The organism is Enterobacter sp. CCUG 70166 (genome assembly GCF_020224095.1).
Classification (GTDB): Bacteria; Pseudomonadota; Gammaproteobacteria; order Enterobacterales; family Enterobacteriaceae; genus Enterobacter; species Enterobacter intestinihominis.
The window spans coordinates 30,065-46,120 of sequence record NZ_NRIQ01000015.1 but is presented as its reverse complement, the minus strand read 5'-3'; the positions used below and the strand labels follow the sequence as shown (position 1 = coordinate 46,120).

The window sequence follows — 16,056 nt, the reverse complement described above, 5'->3', positions numbered from 1 at the left end:
GCATAACTATTGTTTGTACTGGTAAAACTCCGCCAGCGTCATTCCCACCGTTTTGTCTGATAGCCAGGTAAACAGCTGTTCCAAATCCTGATATAAACCTTCAATCGCCGCCTCATCTTTAAACGTCGGGCTGCCGCCAGGCATAAATTCCGACGAATGCAGCATGAACTCTACGTAGTCATTTCCCTGAGACAGGCACTGCTGCGCCACCTTAATCATCTCCTGCGCGTTACCGCCGGACGGGCGTAACCAGTTAACTGACGGAGAACGGTATTTACCGCGCAGACGATCGTAACCCTGCTTCAGGGAATTCAGCCATGCCGGGTGTTTATACTGGATGCTCATTGGCACTTCGAGGAGAAGGCTGTTTCCCGGCCGGGAAGTGTCGTCTACGTCCAAAAAGTAGGCGCGATCGGGAAAATGCTGGTAATTCGTTCCGCCATTACCCTGCGGGGCACCTTTCGCGTTGCGCCAGTTCACGCGCGGCGTAACGGAACAATCTACCTGATACCCCAGCTCAATCAGTAACCGGGCGTAACGGCTGTCGAATGCCCAGCGCCCGGCGCGATGGCTGAGCATTTTTGTCTGGAAGGTCTCTTCCAGTAGGCGGGTCATGAACAGCACTTTCTCACGCATGACCTCGTCTGAAAACTCAATCAGATAAGGCTGCCAGCGCCAGTCATCACCGGTCAGATTGTGCTCCGGAGGGCTGTTCCAGGCATGGAGATGCATTCCTACCTCGCCCTGCCCCCGGGCTATGACCTCTTTCGCGAACTCAATGAACACCGGTTCGACGGCCATCTCGTAATTGGTGAGCCAGACAGGCTTAAAGCCGAAACGCTCGCAAAGCGTCTGAAACCGCGCCAGGTAGCGCGCGTTTTCCGTTTTGATGACCCGGTGGTTCTGCCAGAGATTATCCCCTTCGGTATCGATCGTGATGATAAACGCTGGTTTTTTCATAATGAGTCCGCAAGACAAAATAGTTAGCGCTATGTTACGCACGCCCGAAAGCAGGAGTAAACCCTTCCAGGGAAATTCCTGACATTATGGAGAAAGAGTGCAAGTCGTTACCAGGTCTATTAGAATTGCCAACAGTACAACGCCGATAAGATGATGATGAATAACTTACCTGACACGCCTGATTTGCGCATTTTACTGATTAAACTTCGCCATCATGGTGACATGTTACTCACCACCCCCGTCATCAATTCATTGCGCCAGAAATGGCCTGAAGCCCAAATCGACGTGCTTCTCTATGAAGAGACGCGAGACATGCTCGCCGCGCATCCGGCAATCGGTACGATCTATGGTATCGATCGTAAATGGAAGCAGTTGGGGACGCTGAAGCACCTGCAAAAAGAGTGGCAGTTGCTTCGTGCTTTACGCGCTCAGCATTATCATCTGGTGATCAATCTTGCCGATCAGTGGCGCAGCGCGATTGTTACCCGCTTCACCGGCGCACCGGTTCGGCTCGGGTTCGCTTTTAACAAGCGCAATAATGCCTTCTGGCGTTTTTGTCACAGTGAACTGGTCTCGGTCGCCAGCCATCAGAACCTGCACACCGTTGAACAAAACCTGTCCATACTGAAACCATTACCCGTTGCCGCCAGACCCGCCGTCACCATGGCTTACAGCGCGGATGACTGGCACCATGCTCATCACAAGCTGACACAAAAGGGCGTGGGGGAACGCTATATCGTTATTCAACCCACTTCACGCTGGTTCTTTAAGTGCTGGGACGAAGGCAAAATGGCGCAAACTATCGCCGCATTGCAGCAGGACGGCCACACTATCGTCCTTACGGCGGGACCGGATAAGAAAGAGCTGGCGATGATTGACCGCATTCTTGCCGCCTCCCCGCAGACGGGTGTTGTATCGCTGGCAGGGCAGTTAACCCTGCGCCAGCTGGCCTCGCTTATCGATCACGCAGCCCTGTTCATTGGCGTTGACTCCGTCCCCATGCACATGGCCGCCGCCCTTCAGACGCCCTGCGTGGCGCTGTTTGGCCCATCAAAGTTGACGTTCTGGTCGCCATGGCAGGTTAACGGCGAGGTCATCTGGGCTGGTAACTACGGCCCGCTTCCCAACCCTGACGCCATTGATACAAAAACGACGGAACGTTATCTCGACGCCATCCCCGTTGATGCTGTCGTCTCCGCCGCAAGGAGATACCTGCAATGAAGCTTCATCGTCTGGCCATTGTGCGCCAAAAATATCGGCCGGATGGGGGAGCAGAACGTTTTGTCTCCAGGGCACTCACCGCGCTGAGCAATCAAAATCTTGAGCTCAACGTCATCACCCGCGAGTGGCAGGGCGAAAAGCAGGACGACTGGCATATTCATATCTGCGATCCACGAAAGTGGGGCCGCATCAGCCGTGAACGCGGCTTTGCACACGCCGCGCGCGCGCTGTGGCAGCAACAGCAGTTTGATATTGTACAGAGCCACGAACGTATTCCGGGCTGCGATATTTACCGCGCCGGAGATGGTGTACATCGACGCTGGCTGCTACAGCGTACGCGTATTCTTCCCGCCTGGCGCGCGAAGCTGCTCATGCACGATCGCTATCACCGCTACGTGATGAACGCCGAACGTGAAATGTACCAGGCTCCCGAGTTGAAAGCCGTTATCTGTAATGCGGAGATGATCAAGCGCGAAATCGTCGAAGACTTTGATATTGACGCAAAAAAGATACATGTGATTTATAATTCAATAGATTCCCGCCGCTTCGTTCCGGCAGAAGAGAGACAGCGCGCTGTACTGCGTAAGCAATTTGGCTTACCCGCTGATGCCGTCATTTTCTGCTTCGTGGGTTCAGGGTTTGAACGCAAGGGGCTGGCAAGCGCAATTCGGGCTATAGCAGGAACATCGACGTGGCTGGTTGTGGTCGGTCAGGATAAAGCGGAAAGCCGTTATCGCGACCTCGCCCGTTCATTAGGCTGTGAGGGGCAAATCCGTTTCCTGGGGATGCAAAAAGAGACGCTGCCATTTTATCAGCTTTCTGATGGTTTACTGCTGCCGACGCTGTATGATCCTTTCCCTAACGTCATACTTGAAGCAATGGCCTGTGGATTGCCCGTCATTACGTCAGAGAGTTGCGGTGGTTCAGAATTTATTGAGCAAGGCCAGAACGGGTTTTACTGTGATGCACTTGATATCCGCACATTGAAGGAGGCCGTCATGTCCATCCCTTCACTGGAAAAAAATAACAATATGGGGCTTGTGGCGCGTGAACGCGTCAGAGAAGCAACCCCTGAAAAACTATCAAGTCAGCTTATTTCGCTTTATCAAAAATTACTGGATTAATAATGCGCATCCTAATGATTATTGATGGTTTACCCGGTGGAGGAGCCGAAAAAACGGTTCTCACCCTCTCCAGCGGACTGACAGAACTGGGGCATCAGGTCACCCTTTTCTCCTTACGGAAGGTGTGCGACTACGCCATTCCGGAAGGTATCGATTTTCAGGTTGTGCAGGATACCTGTAAAAAACCCTGGCGGAAGCTGACCGAGATCCCGCGTCGCGCCCGTTTGCTGGATCGCGCCATCGAGCAGGCAGAACGCAGCGGTAAATTTGACGTTGCCTTCTCGCATCTGCATAAAACCGACCGTATCGTGGCGCACAGCCGCGTGCTGGATCGGGATAAGGTCTGGTTCTGCATACACGGGATGTTCTCCTTTTCCTATTTGCGCCATCGCAGCGGGCTTTCTCGCTGGTTTAAGCATTATAAAATTCGTCATACCTATGAAAACCGCAACGTGGTGGCGGTATCCGGCGCCGTGCTGCACGATCTGTCTGAAGTACTCGCGATCCCCCTGCGGCGCAAAGCGGTTATCCATAACCCCTTCGATATCCCTGAAATTCAGCGTCTGGCGGAAGCGCCCTTTGAGATGCAGGGGCAGAATTATATTATCCACGTTGGTCGTTTTCATGAGCACAAACGTCACGACCGGCTGCTTCGCGCGTTCGCGATGAGCAAGATTGACGCATCGCTGGTGTTGATGGGCAAAGGCTCTGACGTGAAAATAAACCAGCTCAAACAGCTTGCCGCTAAGCTGGGAATTGAAAACAAGATCGTCTTCCGCCCGTTTGAAACCAATCCTTATCCGTGGATCAAAGGTGCACGCCTTTTAGTGTTAAGTTCCGACTGCGAAGGTTTTGGTAATGTACTGGTAGAGTCCATTATCTGTCAGACCCCACCGGTGAGTACAAACTGCCCTGGCGGCCCTGCTGAGATCCTTACTGGCCCCCTGGCGCGCGGTCTGACCGCGTTAACCGACGAATCACTGGCGAATACCCTGGCAGAACTGTATGCCTCTCCGCCGGTTGTTGATCGCGAAACGATCGCATCGTTCGGTATCAACGCCATTTGCCAGCAATACATTGCTTTGGTCGACAACCAAAAATAATCAGGTTTCATATGCAAAATTCAGCGCCTTTATTAAGCGTGGTGGTTGCCGTTTATAACGGTGAAGCTTTTCTCGATCAGTTCTTTACCTGCCTTGTAAATCAACACATCGACAGTATGGAAGTCATCATCGTGAATGACGGCTCCACTGACCGCTCGATGCAGATTGTCGAAAAATGGCGCGAACAGCTGCCACAGATGCAGGTCATTGAACAACCTAATCAGGGCGTGTCCATCGCGCGTAATACCGGCCTGGCCGTTGCGACCGGCCAATATCTCTCTTTCCCGGATATTGATGATGTCTTCAAACCCGGCATGTACCAGCGTCTGCTGGATATGGCCGTCACGCAGAACCTGGATGTCGCCACCTGCAATGGCAACTACGTCTGGGAAAATAACAAAAAACCGTCTCGCCCTATCTTCCCTGAAGATAAGCTCGCCTCAACGAGCGTCATGAATGGCGCGGCATGGTTAAAAAAGGCGCTGGATTCACGTAAGTTCCTGCATGTGACCTGGCTGAATATCTATCGTCACGATTTTATTCGTCAGCACGGCTTTCGTTTCGAGCCTGGCCTGCGCCATCAGGATATCCCGTGGACGACTGAGGTGCTGCTTGCTGCGGAACGCGTTCAGTACACCAGCGAACGCTTTTACGACTACTACATTCACTCCGCCTCGGTATCGCACACCCCGGATAATGACGACACGCTGATTCGCTCAGCGCGCCATTACATGAAGATCCTGAAGATGCTTGATGCCATTAACCAGCGCTACCCGGATAAAGTGAAAAATATCCCGGCCTGTCACTGGCAAATCGCCAAAGAGGGTCTGGGAATTATTCATACCTTCTACAACATGAAGGATGAAGCGAAGAAATCAATGATAATCAAAGAGTTCTTCGACACCGGGATCTGGAAGCTCATCTGGAAAAGTGCCAAAAGCCCGCGTTTGCGCTGGCGCCTGGGCCGACGCTACTTCCGTTTAAAACGGTATCTGGCATAAGAGATAGCTTTAGCACGCTTAAATGCTTAGAATTTCCCGGCCGAAACTAAAAAAACGGATAATCGCTTGGAATTGTTGTATACCGCCCTGCTCTACATCATTCAGCCACTGGTGTGGCTGCGACTGTTGCTTCGTAGCCGTAAAGCGCCTGCGTACCGTAAACGCTGGGCCGAACGCTATGGCTACTGCCGCAATAAAGTGGCGCCGGACGGTATTCTGCTGCATTCCGTGTCAGTCGGGGAAACGCTGGCCGCCATTCCACTGGTGCGTGCCTTACGCCACCGTTATCCGTCACTGCCCATCACCGTCACCACGATGACGCCAACCGGCTCAGAGCGCGTGATGTCTGCCTTCGGTAAAGACGTGCATCACGTCTACCTGCCGTACGATCTTCCCTGCGCCATGAACCGTTTCCTGAATACCGTTCGCCCTAAACTGGTGATCGTCATGGAAACTGAACTGTGGCCGAATATGATTTCCGCCCTGCATGCCCGTAAAATTCCTTTGGTTATCGCCAACGCGCGTCTGTCGGAACGCTCGGCGAAAGGGTACAGCAAGCTGGGTAAATTTATGCGTCGCCTGCTCAGCAAAATTACGCTGATCGCCGCGCAGAACGAAGAAGATGCCGCGCGCTTTATCGCCCTCGGCCTGAAGCGCAACCAGCTTGCGGTCACGGGTAGCCTGAAGTTCGATATTTCCGTCACCCCTGAACTCGCCGCCCGTGCGGTAACGCTGCGTCGTCAGTGGGCGCCGCGTCGCCAGGTCTGGATTGCCACCAGCACCCATGACGGCGAAGAGGCCATTATTCTTCAGGCTCACCGCCAGCTGCTGGAAAAATTCCCTGATTTACTGCTGATTCTGGTTCCTCGACATCCTGAGCGTTTTAAAGATGCCCGGGAGATGGTGCAAAAAGGTGGTTTCAGCTTCACCCTACGCAGCAGCGGCGAAATCCCCTCTGGCAGCACGCAGGTGGTGATTGGCGATACGATGGGCGAACTGATGCTGCTGTACGGGATTGCCGATCTTGCTTTCGTTGGCGGAAGTCTGGTGGAGCGCGGTGGTCATAACCCGCTGGAGCCGGCAGCCCACGCCATTCCCGTGCTGATGGGGCCACACACGTTTAACTTCAAAGATATCTGCGCGAAATTGCAGCAAGCCGATGGCTTAATCACCGTGACCGATGCGGACTCGGTGGTCAAAGAGGTCTCAACCCTTCTGACTGACGAAGATTACCGCCTGTGGTACGGTCGTCACGCCGTTGAAGTCCTGCATCAGAACCAGGGCGCACTGACCCGTCTGCTGCAACTTTTGCAACCTTACCTGCCGCAGCGGAGCCACTAATGTCAACGCGTCTGTCGGTCGTGATGATCGCCAAAAACGCCGCCGACCTGCTTCCGGATTGCCTGGCCTCTGTTGCCTGGGCTGACGAAATCGTCATTCTCGATTCCGGAAGTACGGACAATACGGCGGACGTTGCCCGTGCAGCCGGGGCAAAAGTCTTTACCGACACCGACTGGCAGGGCTACGGTATTCAGCGTCAGCGTGCGCAGGGTTACGCCACAGGCGATTACGTGTTGATGATCGATACCGATGAGCGCGTCACCCCGGAACTCCGACAGGCCATTCAAACGGTGCTTGCTGCGCCACAGCCCGGCGCGGTCTACAGTATCGCGCGTCGTAACTATTTCCTGGGCCGCTTTATGCGCCACAGCGGCTGGTACCCCGACCGCGTGATGCGCCTCTATGCCCGCGAGCGTTATCAGTACAACGACAACCTGGTCCATGAGTCTCTGGCCTGCGATAACGCCCAGGTCATCCCCCTGACGGGCGATCTGCTTCATCTGACCTGCCGCGATTTCGCCAGCTTCCAGCGGAAACAGCTGAACTATGCCACCGCCTGGGCACAGGAGCGGCATGCGCGCGGCAAGAAGGCCACGCTGACCGGCATCTTCACCCACACGCTGGGCGCGTTTCTGAAAACGCTGCTGCTACGTGGCGGCGTGCTGGACGGCAAACAGGGCTGGTTACTGGCGGTAGTGAATGCCCAGTATACTTTCAACAAATACACCGAGCTGTGGGCGCTGAACCGCGGCTACTCAGAGAAAACGTGAGCCATGAGCACAAAAGCGATTTATCCGGGTACCTTCGATCCGATCACTAACGGTCATCTTGATATCATCACCCGTGCGGCGTGTATGTTCGACAAGGTGATTCTGGCCATTGCCGCCAGCCCGAGCAAAAAGCCGATGTTTGACCTGAACGAACGCGTGCAGCTTGCCACCGATGCGATTTCGCATTTGTCGAATGTTGAGGTCGTCGGATTCAGCGATTTGATGGCAAACTTTGCCCGTGCCCAGCAGGCCAATATCCTGATCCGCGGTCTTCGCGCGGTAGCAGACTTCGAATATGAGATGCAGCTGGCGCACATGAACCGCCATCTGATGCCGGAGCTGGAGAGCGTATTCCTGATGCCCTCCAAAGAGTGGTCCTTCATCTCTTCTTCGCTGGTGAAAGAGGTGGCGCGCCATCGCGGGGACGTTACCCACTTTCTGCCGGTTAACGTCCACCAGGCGTTGATGGAAAAGTTAAAGTAACCCTACTTCTGGCACTGACGGCAGTAAAACGTGGCGCGCTGAGCGTGCTTCGTGGCAATAATCGGCGTCCCGCATGCTCTGCACGGTTCCCCCTTACGACCATAAACCTGCAACTCCTGCGCAAAATAGCCCGGCTTCCCGTCGCTTTGCAGAAAATCCTTCAGCGTCGTCCCACCCTGCTCAATTGAGCGCAGCAGTACCGCTTTAATCACTCTGACCAGCAGCTCGCACTCCTGCGCAGACAGCGAAGAGGCCAGCCGATCGGGATGGATCCCGGCGGCAAACAACGATTCGCTGGCATAGATATTCCCCACGCCCACGACCAGCTTGTTATCCATCAGCCAGGGTTTGATCGGGGTTTTCTTTTTCGCGCACTTCTCTTTGAGATAATCCGCGTTAAACGCCTCTGAGAGCGGCTCAGGTCCAAGATGCGCCAGCACGTTGTGCCCTTCCAGCTCTTTGGTCCACAGCCATGCGCCAAAGCGACGCGGGTCGGTGTAACGCAGCACCTTGCCGTTACTCATCACCAGATCAACGTGGTCGTGCTTTTCCGCAGGCAACTCTTCGGTGAGGATGCGCAGGCTTCCCGACATGCCCAGATGGATAATGATCCAGCCGTCAGGCAGCTCCAGCAGCAGGTATTTCGCGCGGCGCTGTACGCTCAGGACGGGTTTATCGCTTAACGCGTGGATCTCATCGGACACCGGCCAGCGCAGACGCCCGTTGCGAACGACAGCATGAAGAATAGTCGCGCCAACCAGATGGGGCTCAATGCCGCGGCGGCTGGTCTCTACCTCAGGTAATTCAGGCATGGTTCCTCCGTTGAGATGCAGAATGCAAAAAACCCCGCAGTTGCGGGGTTTTTCAATACAAGGAGACTAAAATTATTTGATTTTAGCTTCTTTGTACAGTACGTGCTGGCGTACAACTGGATCGAATTTTTTCAGTTCCAGTTTTTCCGGCTTAGTACGTTTGTTCTTCGTGGTGGTGTAGAAGTGACCTGTACCAGCAGAAGAAACCAGCTTGATTTTCTCGCGAATACCTTTAGCCATGATTTATTTCCTCTTTAAGTACTTAGTACTTTTCGCCACGGGCACGCAGTTCGGACAGAACTGTATCGATGCCTTTCTTATCGATTACACGCATACCTTTAGCAGATACGCGCAGGGTGACAAAACGCTTCTCGCTCTCAACCCAGAAACGGTGAGAGTGCAGGTTCGGCAGGAAACGGCGTTTAGTCGCGTTCAGTGCGTGGGAACGGTTGTTACCGGTCACCGGACGCTTGCCAGTAACTTGGCAGACTCGGGACATGTCTATTCTCCAAAAATCAAATTAGCTCGAGCTTCGTATGGGGTATCGGCGCCTCGTCAGGCTTTACAGCCCGGTCATCGCATAGTTCTATTGAACTCTCGATTGCCAGGCCCAAATGCCAAACCCGAGATTCTCAAAGGTGGCGTAGTATACGCTGACTCGGCGGTGTGCTCAAGTCCCGAACAGACAAAGATCCCGATGGATCGCGAGAAAAGGCCTAAATCCAGCCACGTTCGGCAAAAGAAATGTACTCTCCGCGGCCAATTATCAGATGGTCCAGCACACGAATGTCCATGAATTGACAGCATTTGATAATACGTTCGGTAATTGCTTTGTCAGCTCTGCTTGGTTCTGCACAGCCAGAGGGGTGATTATGCGCGAGGATCACGCCGGCTGCATTCACTTTTATCGCTTCCCGCACAATTTCACGCGGATGCACCTCAACGTGGCTCAATGTTCCCGAAAAAAGGCGGGTATGTTTCAGTACCCGGTTTTTGTTGTCGAGAAAGATCACCATAAAGATCTCCCGCTCCAGATCGGAAAGCTGGCTTTGCAGAAATTCGCGGGTCATATCGGGGGTGAGGATCGGGTCTTCTTCCTCCATACGCACGTTGTAAAATCTCCGGGCCAGCTCCGCAATGCCCCGCAACTGGGCATATTTCGCCACGCCAATACCCTCAACGTGCGTAAACGCCTCCAGCTCGGCGGTCAACAATCCATACAGTGAGCCGAAATGCTCTATCAGCTCTTTCGCCAGCGTAAATACCGTTTTCCCCGGCGTGCCTGTGCGTAAAAAGAGCGCCAGCAGCTCGTCGTCCTTTAACAACGTGACGCCATGGCGCAGCATTTTTTCACGCGGTAGCAGCAGTTCAGTCTCTTCCATGCCCGGCCTCCTTCTGTTTGCCATTATGCTGCCACAGGCAAATTCGGGGCTCGACGCTGGCGTTTCGTTCTTGCGTAGCGCCTCGCAAAGTGAATTAAGGACATCATCACCCCGTTTTAGGGATTGTGATAAAATGCCCGCTCTCTGGTGAAACCCAACAGGAAAGAATCATGATGAGCCTGGCCGGTAAAAAAATCGTTCTTGGCGTCAGCGGCGGTATTGCTGCCTATAAAACGCCAGACCTGGTGCGCCGTTTGCGCGAGCGCGGGGCCGACGTACGGGTCGCGATCACCGAAGGCGGCAAAGCCTTTATCACCCCGCTGAGCCTGCAAGCCGTCTCGGGATACCCGGTATCCGACAGCCTTCTCGACCCGGCAGCCGAAGCCGCAATGGGCCATATTGAGCTGGGGAAATGGGCCGATCTGGTTATCCTTGCCCCCGCCACGGCAGATGTAATTGCCCGCGTGGCGGCCGGGATGGCGAACGATCTGGTAACGACCATTTGCCTCGCCACGCCTGCGCCCGTCGCGGTTGTACCCGCAATGAACCAGCAGATGTATCGCAACGCCGCTACCCAGCATAATCTGGATACGCTGGCCTCGCGCGGCCTGCTAATTTGGGGACCGGAGAGCGGCAGCCAGGCCTGTGGCGACGTGGGGCCAGGGCGTATGCTCGACCCATTGACGATTGTTGATATGGCCGCCGCCCATTTCTCGCCTGTCAACGATCTGCAACATCTCAACATCATGATTACCGCGGGCCCCACGCGCGAGCCGCTGGATCCGGTGCGATACATCACCAACCACAGCTCCGGCAAAATGGGCTTTGCAATTGCTGCCGCGGCAGCCAAACGCGGCGCGAACGTGACGCTGGTGAGCGGCCCGGTGTCGCTTACCACCCCTGCGTTTGTGCGGCGTATTGATGTAACTACCGCGCTGGAAATGGAAGCCGCCGTACAGGCGCATGCTCAACAACAGCATATTTTTATCGGCTGTGCGGCCGTTGCTGATTACCGCGCCGAAACCATTGCCGACGCCAAAATTAAAAAGCAAGGTGATGAATTAACAATAAAAATGGTGAAGAACCCGGATATCGTTGCCGGTGTCGCCGCATTGAAAACTCATCGTCCTTACGTTGTTGGGTTTGCCGCAGAAACGAATAATGTGGAAGAATATGCCCGGCAAAAACGTACCCGCAAAAACCTCGATTTGATTTGCGCGAACGACGTATCGCTGTCCACGCAAGGATTTAACAGCGACAGCAACGCATTGCACCTTTTCTGGCAGGATGGAGATAAAGTCTTACCGCTTGAGCGCAAAGAACTCCTGGGCCAACAATTACTGGACGAGATCGTTACCCGTTATGATGAAAAAAATCGACGTTAAGATTCTGGACCCGCGCGTTGGCGAGCAATTTCCGCTGCCAACGTATGCCACCTCCGGCTCTGCCGGTCTTGACCTGCGCGCCTGTCTCGATGACGCCGTAGAACTGGCGCCGGGTGCAACGACCCTGATCCCGACCGGGCTGGCGATTCACATTGCTGACCCGTCACTGGCAGCGGTGATCCTGCCGCGATCTGGCCTGGGCCATAAGCATGGCGTCGTGCTGGGTAACCTGGTCGGCCTGATCGACTCTGACTATCAGGGTCAGCTGATGGTATCCGTCTGGAACCGTGGCCAGGACAGCTTCACCATTGAACCGGGCGAGCGTATCGCGCAGATGGTGTTTGTACCGGTGGTGCAGGCAGAATTTAACCTGGTGGCAGACTTCGACGCTACCGACCGTGGCGAAGGCGGCTTCGGCCATTCCGGGCGCAAATAACCGCCCGACAAACACGCATCTCACAGCGCCATAATGCAATAACAAACCGCAAACGTCAGTTTGCGGGTCGCTGTGTGGTTGCCAGCCTGACAAGTGCTTATTTTCAGGGGTATTTTGTAACATGGCAGAAAAACAAACCGCGAAAAGGAATCGTCGCGAAGAAATACTTCAATCTCTGGCTCTGATGCTTGAATCCAGCGACGGCAGTCAACGCATCACCACCGCCAAGCTGGCGGCCTCTGTGGGCGTGTCAGAGGCGGCGCTGTATCGTCATTTCCCGAGCAAAACCCGGATGTTCGACAGCCTGATCGAGTTTATCGAAGATAGCCTGATCACGCGCATCAACCTGATTCTGAAGGATGAAAAAGACACCAGCACGCGTCTGCGTCTGATTGTGCTGCTGATTCTGGGCTTTGGTGAACGTAACCCGGGTCTGACCCGTATTCTTACCGGCCACGCGCTGATGTTTGAACAGGATCGTCTGCAAGGCCGTATAAACCAGCTTTTTGAGCGTATCGAAGCCCAGCTTCGTCAGGTTCTGCGCGAGAAGAAAATGCGGGAAGGTGAGGGATATAATACGGATGAGACGCTGCTGGCAAGCCAGATCCTGGCATTTTGCGAAGGGATGCTCTCCCGGTTTGTGCGCAGCGAGTTTAAATATCGACCAACGGACGATTTTGACGCCCGCTGGCCGTTAGTGGCAGCACAATTACAGTAACGCCATCGCCGGATGGCGGCTTCGCCTTATCCGGCCTACGAACAGGTAGGCCCGGTAAGCGTAGCGCCACCGGGCAACGCAATTAAACCCCGAACTCTTCGCGATACGCTTTTACCGCCGCCAGGTGATCCGCCATCTCAGGCTTCTCTTCCAGATATGCAATCAGGTCTGTCAGCGTGATGATAGAGATCACTTTGCAGCCATAATCGCGTTCCACTTCCTGAATAGCAGAGATGTCGCCACGCCCACGCTCCTGACGATCGAGCGAAATCAGCACACCCGCAAGCGTTGCACCGTTAGCCTGGATAATTTCCATCGATTCACGGATCGCGGTGCCTGCGGTGATCACGTCATCTACCAGCATCACGCGGCCCTGCAACGCACTGCCTACCAGATTGCCGCCTTCACCGTGGGTTTTGGCCTCTTTACGGTTAAAGCAGTACGGTACGTCGCGGTCATGGTGCTCCGCCAGCGCCACCGCCGTGGTGGTTGCAATTGGAATGCCTTTGTACGCGGGGCCAAACAGCAGATCGAAATCAATCCCGGAATCCACCAGCGCTTCGGCATAGAAGCGGCCTAACAGTGCCAGGTCGCGCCCGGTATTAAACAGCCCGGCGTTGAAGAAATACGGGCTTTTACGCCCGGATTTCAGCGTGAACTCGCCAAACTTAAGTACCTGCTTGTTAAGCGCAAACTCAATAAACTGGCGCTGATACGATTTCATGGATTTGCTCCTTTGTCTTTTCAGTCTTACAGGCAAAAAAAAGGCGACTCATTGGTCGCCTTAAAATCAATTTTCTAACGCCGCTTTCTGCGTCGCTACAATAGATTCAATACCCCCTCGGGCCAACGCCAGCAAGGTGAGCAGTTCTTCGTGAGTGAATGGCTCGCCTTCTGCCGTGCCCTGCACTTCAATGATGCGACCATCTTCGGTCATCACCACGTTCATGTCGGTTTCTGCGGCAGAATCTTCAACGTATTCCAGATCGCAAAGCGCTTCGCCGTTAACAATACCAACGGAGACAGCAGCAACCATCCCTTTCATTGGGTTGGTTTTCAGCTTACCGGCGGCAACCAGCTTGTTCAGCGCATCTGCCAGCGCCACACAGGCACCGGTAATGGAGGCCGTACGCGTGCCGCCATCGGCCTGGATCACGTCGCAGTCCAGCGTGATGGTGAACTCACCCAGCGTTTTTAAGTCAACCGCGGCGCGGAGCGCACGTGCGATCAGGCGCTGGATCTCCATAGTACGGCCGCCCTGCTTACCTTTTGCCGCTTCACGAGCATTACGGGTATGGGTTGCGCGCGGCAACATACCGTATTCCGCGGTGATCCACCCCTGCCCCTGACCTTTCAGGAAGCGAGGCACGCCCTCTTCGATGGACGCGGTGCAAAGCACTTTGGTGTCACCAAACTCAACCAGCACGGAGCCTTCAGCGTGTTTTGTATAGTTACGGGTCAGGGTGACGGGACGCACCTGGTTGGCGCTACGACCTGCTGGACGCATGATGGATTCTCCGGCTTGAAACGAATGTGGCTGCGCATTATACGGATAAAGGACGCTTATTCCTATCCTGAGAAGCCCCTGAAAGCTATAATCCCCCCATCTCTCCTTTAAAAACGGGAATGTCTATGATCCGCAGTATGACCGCCTACGCCCGGCGTGAAATCAAGGGTAGCTGGGGTAGCGCTACCTGGGAAATGCGCTCGGTAAACCAGCGCTATCTGGAAACATATTTCCGTATGCCGGAACAGTTCCGCAGCCTGGAGCCTGTGGTGCGTGAGCGTATCCGTACGCGTCTGACCCGCGGGAAAGTGGAATGTAACCTGCGTTTTGAGCCCGATGCCAGTGCACAGGGCGAACTGATCCTGAACGAAAAGCTGGCAAAACAGTTGGTTAATGCGGCGAACTGGGTCAAAATGCAAAGCGATGAAGGCGAGATCAACCCGGTTGATATTCTGCGCTGGCCTGGCGTGATGGCCGCCGGAGAGCAGGATCTGGACGCGATTACCGCTGAAATCCTGGCTGCACTCGACGGCACGCTGGATGACTTTATCGTTGCCCGCGAAACCGAAGGCCAGGCGCTGAAAGCGATGATTGAGCAACGCCTTGAAGGCGTGAGCGCCGAAGTGGCTAAAGTGCGCGCGCATATGCCAGAAGTGCTGCAATGGCAGCGTGAGCGACTTGTCGCCAAACTGGAAGAGGCGGAAGTTCAGCTGGAAAACAACCGTCTGGAACAAGAGCTGGTGCTGATGGCGCAGCGTGTAGACGTGGCTGAAGAGCTGGATCGTCTGGAAGCGCACGTTAAAGAGACCTACAACATCCTGAAGAAGAAAGAAGCGGTAGGCCGCCGTCTCGACTTTATGATGCAGGAGTTCAACCGCGAGTCGAACACGCTGGCGTCTAAGTCTATCAATGCAGAGGTGACCAATTCAGCAATTGAACTGAAGGTCCTGATTGAGCAGATGCGCGAGCAGATCCAGAATATCGAGTAATACCTTTCAGGGTGGTGTCTGGCACATCACCCATTACTTTTTCTAACCCATATTTATCCTTACTTTCTTTGTCTCCCGCCTTATCACAAGCCCGTCTGCCATGCGTTGATAAATTTGTGTAGGGCAAATCCCCTCGCCTTAGAAAATCTCAATCGTGATCTTGCGCACAAATCGCTAACCTCCTCCACTTCATTCCGGAGGGTTTATGCTGCTTCACATTCTCTATCTTATTGGCATTACCGCTGAAGCCATGACCGGCGCGCTTGCCGCCGGACGTCGCCGAATGGACACCTTCGGCGTGATCATTATTGCCACGGCCACTGCGCTCGGCGGCGGGTCCGTGCGCGATATCCTGCTTGGCCATTATCCGCTCGGCTGGGTTAAAAACCCTGAGTACGTCATTATCGTGGCAACGGCAGCCGTGCTAACCACGATTGTAGCCCCGGTGATGCCTCATCTGCGCCGCTTGTTCCTGGTACTGGATGCGCTTGGGCTGATTGTTTTTTCCATCATTGGCGCACAAATTGCTCTCGATATGGGTGAAGGCCCGGTTATCGCCACCATTGCGGCGGTGATCACGGGCGTGTTTGGCGGGGTGCTGCGCGATATGTTCTGCAAACGTATCCCGCTGGTTTTCCAGAAGGAACTGTATGCCGGCATCTCCTTTGCCGCGGCAGTGCTTTATGTCGCCTTGCAGCACTATGTCACCAACCACGATGTGGTCGTTATCTCCACGCTGCTGTTTGGTTTCACGGCGCGAATGCTGGCATTGCGTCTGAAGCTTGGCCTGCCGGTTTTTCATTACAAGCACAACGCGCATTAAG

At 54.5% G+C, this 16,056-nt stretch carries 19 protein-coding genes; 12 read left to right on the top strand and 7 right to left on the bottom strand.

Features of this window, described 5'->3' with window-relative positions; genetic code table 11:
• Nucleotides 1–6: 6 nt before the first annotated feature.
• Nucleotides 7–960, bottom strand: coding sequence for a polysaccharide deacetylase family protein (locus tag CKK19_RS07530; RefSeq protein WP_063853773.1), 954 nt, complete (start codon nucleotides 958–960; stop codon nucleotides 7–9).
• A 150-nt stretch (nucleotides 961–1,110) separates the two neighbouring features.
• Here CKK19_RS07530 and rfaQ point away from each other — a divergent pair, with 150 nt between their 5' ends.
• The 7 genes from rfaQ (at nucleotide 1,111) to coaD (ending at nucleotide 8,003) form a co-directional block, all read left to right on the top strand.
• The gene (gene rfaQ, locus CKK19_RS07525; RefSeq protein WP_023299024.1) at nucleotides 1,111–2,181 is read left to right on the top strand and encodes a putative lipopolysaccharide heptosyltransferase III; all 1,071 of its coding nucleotides are present in this window, start codon (nucleotides 1,111–1,113) and stop codon (nucleotides 2,179–2,181) included.
• Nucleotides 2,178–3,305: a glycosyltransferase family 4 protein gene (locus CKK19_RS07520; RefSeq protein WP_032626581.1), complete on the top strand. Its 1,128-nt coding sequence runs from the start codon at nucleotides 2,178–2,180 to the stop codon at nucleotides 3,303–3,305. Before rfaQ ends, CKK19_RS07520 begins: the two co-directional genes overlap by 4 nt.
• A 2-nt stretch (nucleotides 3,306–3,307) precedes the next feature.
• Nucleotides 3,308–4,408 (top strand): glycosyltransferase, encoded by a 1,101-nt coding sequence (locus CKK19_RS07515; RefSeq protein ID WP_058646801.1) that lies wholly within the window; start codon nucleotides 3,308–3,310, stop codon nucleotides 4,406–4,408.
• Nucleotides 4,409–4,419: 11 nt separating this feature from the next.
• Nucleotides 4,420–5,409, top strand: coding sequence for a glycosyltransferase (locus tag CKK19_RS07510; RefSeq protein ID WP_063853774.1), 990 nt, complete (start codon nucleotides 4,420–4,422; stop codon nucleotides 5,407–5,409).
• A gap of 66 nt (nucleotides 5,410–5,475) precedes the next feature.
• Nucleotides 5,476–6,750 (top strand): lipid IV(A) 3-deoxy-D-manno-octulosonic acid transferase, encoded by a 1,275-nt coding sequence (gene waaA / locus CKK19_RS07505; RefSeq protein ID WP_032626592.1) that lies wholly within the window; start codon nucleotides 5,476–5,478, stop codon nucleotides 6,748–6,750.
• Nucleotides 6,750–7,520, top strand: a complete 771-nt coding sequence (locus tag CKK19_RS07500) for a glycosyltransferase family 2 protein (RefSeq protein ID WP_003860875.1) — start codon at nucleotides 6,750–6,752, stop codon at nucleotides 7,518–7,520. Before waaA ends, CKK19_RS07500 begins: the two co-directional genes overlap by 1 nt.
• A 3-nt stretch (nucleotides 7,521–7,523) precedes the next feature.
• On the top strand, nucleotides 7,524–8,003 hold the full coding sequence (gene coaD / locus CKK19_RS07495) for a pantetheine-phosphate adenylyltransferase (protein WP_022646622.1): 480 nt from the start codon (nucleotides 7,524–7,526) through the stop codon (nucleotides 8,001–8,003).
• A 2-nt stretch (nucleotides 8,004–8,005) separates the two neighbouring features.
• On the opposite strand, the gene mutM is transcribed toward coaD, so the two are convergent.
• From mutM to radC, 4 genes are all read right to left on the bottom strand, one after another.
• A complete protein-coding gene (gene mutM / locus CKK19_RS07490; protein ID WP_003860879.1) occupies nucleotides 8,006–8,815 on the bottom strand; it encodes a bifunctional DNA-formamidopyrimidine glycosylase/DNA-(apurinic or apyrimidinic site) lyase in 810 nt (269 codons plus the stop codon).
• Nucleotides 8,816–8,887: 72 nt separating this feature from the next.
• Nucleotides 8,888–9,055, bottom strand: coding sequence for a 50S ribosomal protein L33 (gene rpmG / locus CKK19_RS07485; RefSeq protein WP_003024094.1), 168 nt, complete (start codon nucleotides 9,053–9,055; stop codon nucleotides 8,888–8,890).
• A 22-nt stretch (nucleotides 9,056–9,077) separates the two neighbouring features.
• Complete coding sequence (rpmB, locus tag CKK19_RS07480) at nucleotides 9,078–9,314, bottom strand: 50S ribosomal protein L28 (RefSeq protein WP_002436699.1); 237 nt, start codon at nucleotides 9,312–9,314, stop codon at nucleotides 9,078–9,080.
• Between the two features lie 217 nt (nucleotides 9,315–9,531).
• On the bottom strand, nucleotides 9,532–10,197 hold the full coding sequence (radC, locus tag CKK19_RS07475; RefSeq protein WP_022646621.1) for a RadC family protein: 666 nt from the start codon (nucleotides 10,195–10,197) through the stop codon (nucleotides 9,532–9,534).
• 173 nt (nucleotides 10,198–10,370) lie between these two features.
• Between radC and coaBC the strand changes: the two genes are divergently transcribed.
• The 3 genes from coaBC to slmA all read left to right on the top strand — a co-directional run bounded on the left by coaBC (nucleotide 10,371) and on the right by slmA (nucleotide 12,736).
• Nucleotides 10,371–11,582: a bifunctional phosphopantothenoylcysteine decarboxylase/phosphopantothenate--cysteine ligase CoaBC gene (gene coaBC, locus CKK19_RS07470; RefSeq protein WP_087878399.1), complete on the top strand. Its 1,212-nt coding sequence runs from the start codon at nucleotides 10,371–10,373 to the stop codon at nucleotides 11,580–11,582.
• Complete coding sequence (gene dut, locus CKK19_RS07465) at nucleotides 11,560–12,018, top strand: dUTP diphosphatase (RefSeq protein WP_015570042.1); 459 nt, start codon at nucleotides 11,560–11,562, stop codon at nucleotides 12,016–12,018. Before coaBC ends, dut begins: the two co-directional genes overlap by 23 nt.
• A 121-nt stretch (nucleotides 12,019–12,139) precedes the next feature.
• Nucleotides 12,140–12,736: a nucleoid occlusion factor SlmA gene (gene slmA, locus CKK19_RS07460; protein WP_003860901.1), complete on the top strand. Its 597-nt coding sequence runs from the start codon at nucleotides 12,140–12,142 to the stop codon at nucleotides 12,734–12,736.
• An 82-nt stretch (nucleotides 12,737–12,818) separates the two neighbouring features.
• On the opposite strand, the gene pyrE is transcribed toward slmA, so the two are convergent.
• The gene (gene pyrE / locus CKK19_RS07455) at nucleotides 12,819–13,460 is read right to left on the bottom strand and encodes an orotate phosphoribosyltransferase (RefSeq protein WP_023305206.1); all 642 of its coding nucleotides are present in this window, start codon (nucleotides 13,458–13,460) and stop codon (nucleotides 12,819–12,821) included.
• A 66-nt stretch (nucleotides 13,461–13,526) separates the two neighbouring features.
• Nucleotides 13,527–14,243, bottom strand: a complete 717-nt coding sequence (gene rph, locus CKK19_RS07450; RefSeq protein ID WP_015570044.1) for a ribonuclease PH — start codon at nucleotides 14,241–14,243, stop codon at nucleotides 13,527–13,529.
• 125 nt (nucleotides 14,244–14,368) lie between these two features.
• On the opposite strand from rph, the gene CKK19_RS07445 reads away from it, so the two are divergent.
• Entirely contained in the window at nucleotides 14,369–15,232 is an 864-nt protein-coding gene (locus tag CKK19_RS07445) for a YicC/YloC family endoribonuclease (protein WP_003860907.1), read from the top strand.
• Nucleotides 15,233–15,437: 205 nt separating this feature from the next.
• Entirely contained in the window at nucleotides 15,438–16,055 is a 618-nt protein-coding gene (locus tag CKK19_RS07440; protein ID WP_023299016.1) for a trimeric intracellular cation channel family protein, read from the top strand.
• Nucleotide 16,056: the final 1 nt, after the last annotated feature.

Bases quoted from the DNA above. Each gene is read 5' to 3' on its own strand.
- CKK19_RS07510 (WP_063853774.1), top strand. From the start codon at position 4,420: ATGCAAAATTCAGCGCCTTTATTAAGCGTGGTGGTTGCCGTTTATAAC.
- rph (WP_015570044.1), bottom strand. From the start codon at position 14,243: ATGCGTCCAGCAGGTCGTAGCGCCAACCAGGTGCGTCCCGTCACCCTG.
- CKK19_RS07515 (WP_058646801.1), top strand. From the start codon at position 3,308: ATGCGCATCCTAATGATTATTGATGGTTTACCCGGTGGAGGAGCCGAA.
- rpmB (WP_002436699.1), bottom strand. From the start codon at position 9,314: ATGTCCCGAGTCTGCCAAGTTACTGGCAAGCGTCCGGTGACCGGTAAC.
- coaBC (WP_087878399.1), top strand. From the start codon at position 10,371: ATGAGCCTGGCCGGTAAAAAAATCGTTCTTGGCGTCAGCGGCGGTATT.
- dut (WP_015570042.1), top strand. From the start codon at position 11,560: ATGATGAAAAAAATCGACGTTAAGATTCTGGACCCGCGCGTTGGCGAG.
- CKK19_RS07530 (WP_063853773.1), bottom strand. From the start codon at position 960: ATGAAAAAACCAGCGTTTATCATCACGATCGATACCGAAGGGGATAAT.
- radC (WP_022646621.1), bottom strand. From the start codon at position 10,197: ATGGAAGAGACTGAACTGCTGCTACCGCGTGAAAAAATGCTGCGCCAT.
- coaD (WP_022646622.1), top strand. From the start codon at position 7,524: ATGAGCACAAAAGCGATTTATCCGGGTACCTTCGATCCGATCACTAAC.
- CKK19_RS07445 (WP_003860907.1), top strand. From the start codon at position 14,369: ATGATCCGCAGTATGACCGCCTACGCCCGGCGTGAAATCAAGGGTAGC.
- rpmG (WP_003024094.1), bottom strand. From the start codon at position 9,055: ATGGCTAAAGGTATTCGCGAGAAAATCAAGCTGGTTTCTTCTGCTGGT.
- pyrE (WP_023305206.1), bottom strand. From the start codon at position 13,460: ATGAAATCGTATCAGCGCCAGTTTATTGAGTTTGCGCTTAACAAGCAG.
- CKK19_RS07500 (WP_003860875.1), top strand. From the start codon at position 6,750: ATGTCAACGCGTCTGTCGGTCGTGATGATCGCCAAAAACGCCGCCGAC.
- CKK19_RS07440 (WP_023299016.1), top strand. From the start codon at position 15,438: ATGCTGCTTCACATTCTCTATCTTATTGGCATTACCGCTGAAGCCATG.
- CKK19_RS07520 (WP_032626581.1), top strand. From the start codon at position 2,178: ATGAAGCTTCATCGTCTGGCCATTGTGCGCCAAAAATATCGGCCGGAT.
- mutM (WP_003860879.1), bottom strand. From the start codon at position 8,815: ATGCCTGAATTACCTGAGGTAGAGACCAGCCGCCGCGGCATTGAGCCC.
- rfaQ (WP_023299024.1), top strand. From the start codon at position 1,111: ATGATGATGAATAACTTACCTGACACGCCTGATTTGCGCATTTTACTG.
- slmA (WP_003860901.1), top strand. From the start codon at position 12,140: ATGGCAGAAAAACAAACCGCGAAAAGGAATCGTCGCGAAGAAATACTT.